Source organism: Desulfotomaculum copahuensis, assembly GCF_001655685.1.
In the GTDB taxonomy this organism is placed as follows: Bacteria; Bacillota; Desulfotomaculia; order Desulfotomaculales; family Desulfovirgulaceae; genus Desulfotomaculum_G; species Desulfotomaculum_G copahuensis.
The window spans coordinates 1-6,791 of sequence record NZ_LYVF01000028.1 but is presented as its reverse complement, the minus strand read 5'-3'; the positions used below and the strand labels follow the sequence as shown (position 1 = coordinate 6,791).

The window sequence follows — 6,791 nt, the reverse complement described above, 5'->3', positions numbered from 1 at the left end:
GTCAAAAAAATACTGGCGGCAGCCGGGCTGTCATATGCATCACACACCTTAGACCCCATGGCTTTACGTCTCCGCTTTTCAACGGGTTTGCCTTTATCACCCATATTTACCTTGTTTACCATATATAGACGAGCCAAATACGAAATGAGTTCCAAATCATTGTCAGTCATCACACCTGGATGACATCAATCCCGGCGCCATTCACGGATCATAGCCATATGCCGCGAAAACAAACCCCTGATTTCGCTGGCCTGCCCGACAGCTTTTGTCGAAAGCTCCAAAATCAGTTCGCGCTCCGGCATACCCTCCGGAAAATCATCAAGACAATCAGCATAGGCGATTATAAGAGCATGCACCGCTCCCGTTTATGATAGCGTTCCAGCACCGGCGCTTCCGGGATCCGTCCGTTACCACATCCTCCCGTTATTCCGTTATCCACCGGAATAAAAAAATTTTATAAAATCAACAGGAACAAAATATCTTTCCCATACGTCTAATTTATAGAGAGAAAGAAAGTCAAAGGGGAATTCCGCATCCGTGAGAAGATATAAAAAATGGGAATTACTTGTTTCACTGGTTTTATTTATACTTATAGTGATCGTTAGCACTTCTGGCTGTTCAAATAATCAAAAAACAAGTGACCAGGCAAAAAACAACTTGGGCCAAGTACAAAATGAAACTTCAGTATCTCTAAAGCCAGTAAATAGCACCGTTGCAACGGCACCCGACCAGATACATATGTTTAATGAGCAGAAAGGTTATGGCTGGTCCTTCGATCACCCCATTATGATCACCTCGGACGGCGGTGCTACCTGGACTGACGTAACACCCCAGATAATCGAAAATGGTCCCAATGCAAAAACCACGGGCTATTTCGTGAATACGCAAACCGGCTGGACCTTTAGGCTTCAACCAGAGAAAAGTGTTACCGTCTACGGCACTCAAGATGGTGGCCGATCCTGGTCCCAACTGGCGATCGTACCGGTCAAATACGGCGACGGTAGCATGTTCATCGCCTTCTCCGACACCCGACACGGGTGGTTTGAAGAGATGACCGCGGGGCATGCCAAGCTTTCCGGCGAGCTTTTGGCCACTAGTAACGGGGGGAAAACCTGGCAGCGCATGGCCTCCTCTAATCAACAAAGTGGGCTCTCTTTCGATGGTTTACTCACAGCCCAAAAGAATGGTACCCTCTGGCTCAGTGGTGGACAGGGATTTCAGGGTGGTTCTGGTTGCAACTGGCTCTACAAAAGTACGAACGGTGGTAAAACATGGTCCCAGGCGATTCTACCATTGTCAGCAATCCATCAAAAGGAAACGACCCCCATCTATGGTCCTGTGTTTTTTGATAAGAAGGGCATCGTTATCGCACACTCCATCATCTATACCAGTCATGATGGTGGCCAGACATGGTTAGTCCAGAATACGCTTCCTCTCGCATTACGTGGTATCGGTGCTGTTTATGATTTCATAAACAAACGACAGGGATGGGTGATGGATAACGGTAATGGTACTGAACCCTCCGGTAAAGTATTAGTTTTATATGTGACGCACGATGATGGGCGCAGTTGGCGGAAAATCCTAACGAATATGAGCCTGGAAAACAAATATATCACAGAAATCGATTTTGTGAATAGTAAAGTGGGGTGGATGCTTTATAATTATAACACGGAGGCAGGTCCAAAATCTGTCATATCTAAGAGTATAAATGGTGGAAGGTCATGGGAAAAAATCAAATAGAAGTGGATGTTCCGAGATAATCTTCAAAACATCCACTAAAATGAATTTTGTCTCAACTAAAACTATCATTTGCTATATTGTGGCAGAATGAACATGTCATCTATTTGTGTTAAGCAACTGCTAACCCGGTAAGTTCTCGGCACAGTCGAGGTCAGCAGAGCACGGTGAGCCACTGCCAGTATTGCCTGTGTACTGCCATATTGAAGGTGCAAATCCACCAAAGCCTGAGCCAGTTATAGATGTTGGGCACGTACTGCATTGTGGACTACTTATAGTCCAGTCAGCAGACCAGACAGTTTTCGCCGGACTTGCTGAAAAGGAGGATCCCATGATTTTGCTCCATTCGCCTGGCGAACTATATACCCCTGAATAGCTAAGATCAGCGTTGAGTTGTTCGATAAAACCCAAATATACATTCTGATTGAGTGTATAATTTGTGCCCCATCCAGGATTTCCAGATTCTACGTCTCCAAAAATAGTCCAATTTGGAATATAAGTGTTTGCTCTCCACGCACTCTCCGCCGCTTTGGCTTGTTGCTGTCCCCATGCATAGGCCTGACTGGTCGTAGTCGCGTTTACAACGCCAGGGCCCTCAATATCCCAGTAGCCCCAAGTAAAAGGACCACTTGCTCGGTTAACAGCATCTTGATTCCAACCAGTGCCTCCAGCTGTAATGCCGCCCCCCATCCTTCCTATATAAAAGATAGAAGTACTATCACCACACGGAAAACTATCGGAATTACTATCACAACCGTAATACATCATAAAACCTCCTGATTTTGATTTTTACTTAATTTGATCTTGCTCCCATTTCCTGGTCTTGCCCAGGATATAAGACTCTTTTAACTTACTCAACGCTCGTTTCCTTTCTTTATGCACCGCCTACTTCGATATCCCCAACCGTACAGCCGCTTCTTTCTCGGTAGCGCCTTCCAGGACCGTCGCCGTTATTACCCCCCACTGTAGCGGGGTCAACGACGAGAGGGCACCCTGAATAAAAACAGACCCTTCCACTTCACCTGAAACATCAACCGCGGCGGCAATAGTATCCACCATCACCACTTCTTCGTCAGAAACATCCGCCGGAGCATCAAGAATTAAGCGCTCATGTTCCATCAACCGACGACGCTTTTTAGCCAACCTGTTCGCTTCCCTGCGTATACCGGTTTCTATCCAGGCCAGCACCCGGGCATCTTCCGCATTAAAAGCGCAAGTGTTAGAAACAGATGGCGGTAAATAATCGTCAAGTGTACCGCATCAATATCACCTCTCCTGTCGAATTTAAACTGCCCTCTTACCCTATAAAGAGTGAGTTAGATGCCTTTTTAACAACCTCTCGAACCTGAAATTTTAACCGCTGGTTAAATTTTAAGATTGATAATTGGCAATGGTGCATAACAGCCAGGACAGTCGCGGCCACCGCGCCGGCCAGGGTACCCAGCGAAGCATAAGTGAACAGGTCCTGCATTGTATCACCTCCCGGAAAAGACAAAAAAGACCCACCACCAAATAACGGGCAGGTCAAAAAAATACTGGCGGCGGCCGGGCTGTCATAATGCATCACACACCTTAGACCCCATGGCTTTGCGTCCCCGCTTTTCAACGGGTTTGCCTTTATCACTATTATTTACCTTGTATACCATATATAGACGAGCCAAATACGAAATAAGTTCCATCGTCAGCCGTCACACCTGGACGGCATCAATCCCGGCGCCATTCACGGATCATAGCCATAAAGCCGCGAAAACAAACCTCTGATTTCTCTGGCCTGCCCGGCGGCTTTTGTCGAAAGATCCAAAATCAACTCACGCTCCGGCATGCCCTCCGGAAAATCATCAAGAGAATCAGCATAGGCGATTATAAGAGCATGCAGACGCTGCCGGGCGTCTACGCCGGCAACCAAACCAAACATATCCGCCGTACCGGGATCCACTTCAGTAACAACTGACGCTCACACCGTCCATTAATGATTTCCCGCACCCGTTTCTGATAGCGTTCCAGCACCGACACTTCCGGGATCCGTCCGTTACCCACATGCTCCCGGTATTCCGCAATCCTCCGAAATATAAAATTTTCATAAACTAACAGGAACAAAACATCTTTCCCATACGTCTAATTTACAGGAAGAAAGAAAATTAAAAGGAGGTCTTATATCACCCATGGCTAAATTGGACAAATGGAAGTTATTTGCTCCACTGGTTATCTTTTTGGTTACAATAGCGATTAATGTTTCCGGTTGCTCAATTGCTACAAAAGCAAGTAACTCTAACCAGGCAAAAAATAGTCAAGCACAAACACATAATCATGACAATGAGTCCACCTCAAATAATCTAATTGGCTACTATACAGGCAAATTAGATAAAAAATTACTTCAAGTTACTCGCAACAATAATAAAATAACTGCTATACATTCCAAGGCCTATAACTTGGATATAATAATAGATTACGACAAAAACCAGGAAAATTATATAAACTCAATACTATTTAACCATAGTCCGATTGGAGAGATTGATTTTAAAGGAAATTACGACTCAAAACCAAATAGTGTTGAAAATTTAGGCATGTCCTACGATAAAAAACTGTTAGCTATTCAGTTGCATTATACAGAAGGCGTCAAGGTTCTCGTTGTTAATTTAAAATCTGGAGAAAAATTTATATTAAATGACATCTTAAAAAAATTAATCGGCAAGGATATAGAAACGTTATGGGCATATAGCTGGGCACCAAAAGAAGAAAAAATAGCAGTTGCATATGGCAACACTTCAACATCTAATTTAGCTATATATGATTTTAAAACAAAATTATTATCTCCAATACCAGTAAACAGTAATCTTATAGGCACCGCAAAAATACTATGGAATAATAATGAAAATCAATTCGATTTTATTAGCGAATATCCTTCAGATAATTTCTTCTTATACAGATACTCTTTTACAGACAAAAAGGTTGTCAAAATTAAAAAAGTACCATCAACTGAAATCTTTACAAAATACCCGGATCCTAATATTAACTTAATCTTAAAAGTATCTCATCCATAATAACAAGTTTCTCTGTGTCAGAATAAGGGCACTGCAAACAACCTAGCTCTGGTCCGGATCGTTCGAGGGCTCGACTCTCCGGCGAGCATCCAGAGTTTCCTCGAATCTTGGCCTCGTCCCGGCGTAAGGTCCGAAACGGGAGGATTAACACCTCCACTTAACGAATTAGGGCTGCGAATCGCCCGCTAAAATTGGCTTCATAATAGCTGGAAATTGCTTAAAGAGACAAACTACATTTTCTCTCGAATACCATAAAATACCTTAAGGAGCGGAGGTGCTTCCTTTTCTTTTGCAACTTATAAAAATTTTTTATTCTACAATAAACTAACGCCCAGTAACCAAAATAGTTATGAAAACAACCTATATATTTTTAATCTTCAAAATAACACAAAACGAGAACTCTCACCAAAATATATAACCAATAACAGATTACACTATTCCATTAATGATAACCCAATCAATTTAACGTTACAATATTTATAAATTTTACAGGAAAACGCCACAGTATACTGGTAGCGTTTTCCTGAAGGATAGCTTGTTAGCTAATACTATTTAGGAATTTGTGCAACAAACCGGTTCTCTCCCAACGTCCACTAATGATTTTCCGCTCCCATTTCTGATAGTGTTCCAGCACCGGCACTTCCGGGATCCGTCCGTTACCCACATGCTCCCGGTATTTCGCAATCCTCCGAAATAAAAAATTTTCATAAACTAACAGGAACAAAACATCTTTCCCATACGTCTAATTTACGGGGAGAAAAATAGTCAAAAGTAGGTCTTTTATCACCCATGGCTAAATTTGACAAATGGAAGTTATTTGCTCCACTGTTTGTCTTCTTGGTTACAATAGCGATTAATGTTTCCGGTTGCTCAAGTGCTACAAAAGCAAGCAACTCTGACCAGGTAAAAAGTAGCCCGGCACAAACACAAGATGGAAAGGGTAAACAGACTCCTGCTAATATGCAAGGCAATAATCGGCAACACGAAGCTCCGCATATTGTTTTATATTCACCTAAAGCAAATGATACTTTTACAGAAGGTAGTTTTATTGACGTTTCAGGTAAAATAACGGATACAACAGATTTCAGTCAAAAACTCAAAGTGGATCTATTGTGGGGATGGGGTGGGAAATATCAAAACGCGGTAGGGTTAGTTAATTCACATCAGTATAGTATCAATAACGATGGAACATTTCATGTAAAATTCGAAATACCAAGAGGGTCACTAGCTAAGACGAAAGGTGCTAATTTTGATTTCCAAGTTTCTTATGGGGATAATAAATTTAATGATAACATATTTAAGCCATCAGCATTTATAAGTATTTGGACATTAAAACCAAAATATAAAAGTTAATCTAGTGGCCTCATTTCATTAGGTTACTAACTTCTGAATAGAGTTGTTTGGCACTTACTATGTTACAAAATGTACATGTGGCGAAAATTAAGGCCAGTTGTAATAACACTGGCCTTAAAGTCAAACCAATTATAAGATGGCCTACTTAAGCAAATCTCCACTGTACTGTTGTATTTCCTGAAGGAGGACTACAACTGTAGTAGGATCCTAGCCCGAGTTCATTCCAAGTAGCGTCCGATCCCTGTCCTGGACGAGGCTCTACTTGCCGGTGGGCTCGTCCAGGACAAAACGCTTCCTCAACATCTTCAACGCCCGTTCCTTAACCTTGTGCACCGCCTGCTGCGGTATCCCCAACCGTACAGCCGCTTCTTTCTCGGTAGCGCCTTCCAGGACCGTCGCTGTTATTACCCCCCACTGTAGCGGGGTCAACGACGAGAGGGCACCCTGAATAAAAACAGACCCTTCCACTTCACCTGAAACATCAACCGCGGCGGCAATAGTATCCACCATCACCACTTCTTCGTCAGGAACATCCGCCGGAGCATCAAGAATTAAGCGCTCATGTTCCATCAACCGACGACGTTTTTTAGCCAACCTGGTTGCTTCCCGGCGTATACCGGTTTCTATCCAGACCAGCACCCGGGCATCTTCCGCGTTAAA

At 43.1% G+C, this 6,791-nt stretch carries 7 protein-coding genes and 2 riboswitches; of the genes, 3 read left to right on the top strand and 4 right to left on the bottom strand.

Features of this window, described 5'->3' with window-relative positions:
* Nucleotides 1–14: 14 nt before the first annotated feature.
* A riboswitch (cyclic di-GMP riboswitch) is annotated at nucleotides 15–102 on the bottom strand.
* 435 nt (nucleotides 103–537) lie between these two features.
* Entirely contained in the window at nucleotides 538–1,740 is a 1,203-nt protein-coding gene (locus tag A6M21_RS02630; protein ID WP_151191770.1) for a WD40/YVTN/BNR-like repeat-containing protein, read from the top strand.
* 882 nt (nucleotides 1,741–2,622) lie between these two features.
* Here the strand turns inward: A6M21_RS02630 and A6M21_RS02625 are convergent.
* The 3 genes from A6M21_RS02625 to A6M21_RS02620 form a co-directional block, all read right to left on the bottom strand.
* Nucleotides 2,623–2,880 carry an RNA polymerase sigma factor gene (locus A6M21_RS02625; RefSeq protein WP_151191769.1) on the bottom strand — a complete coding sequence of 86 codons (258 nt, stop codon included), beginning with the start codon at nucleotides 2,878–2,880 and terminating at the stop codon, nucleotides 2,623–2,625.
* Between the two features lie 154 nt (nucleotides 2,881–3,034).
* Entirely contained in the window at nucleotides 3,035–3,304 is a 270-nt protein-coding gene (locus A6M21_RS18235) for a hypothetical protein (RefSeq protein ID WP_151191768.1), read from the bottom strand.
* A riboswitch (cyclic di-GMP riboswitch) is annotated at nucleotides 3,275–3,363 on the bottom strand. It overlaps the preceding gene by 30 nt.
* Nucleotides 3,364–3,457: 94 nt before the next feature.
* Nucleotides 3,458–3,652 (bottom strand): hypothetical protein, encoded by a 195-nt coding sequence (locus tag A6M21_RS02620; RefSeq protein ID WP_151191767.1) that lies wholly within the window; start codon nucleotides 3,650–3,652, stop codon nucleotides 3,458–3,460.
* Nucleotides 3,653–3,899: 247 nt separating this feature from the next.
* Here A6M21_RS02620 and A6M21_RS02610 point away from each other — a divergent pair, with 247 nt between their 5' ends.
* Nucleotides 3,900–4,778 (top strand): hypothetical protein, encoded by an 879-nt coding sequence (locus tag A6M21_RS02610; RefSeq protein WP_066666354.1) that lies wholly within the window; start codon nucleotides 3,900–3,902, stop codon nucleotides 4,776–4,778.
* A 789-nt stretch (nucleotides 4,779–5,567) separates the two neighbouring features.
* On the top strand, nucleotides 5,568–6,131 hold the full coding sequence (locus A6M21_RS18230; RefSeq protein ID WP_151191766.1) for a hypothetical protein: 564 nt from the start codon (nucleotides 5,568–5,570) through the stop codon (nucleotides 6,129–6,131).
* 258 nt (nucleotides 6,132–6,389) lie between these two features.
* Here the strand turns inward: A6M21_RS18230 and A6M21_RS02605 are convergent.
* On the bottom strand, nucleotides 6,390–6,791 hold a 402-nt coding region (locus A6M21_RS02605; protein ID WP_242868739.1), incomplete at its 5' end, for a sigma-70 family RNA polymerase sigma factor.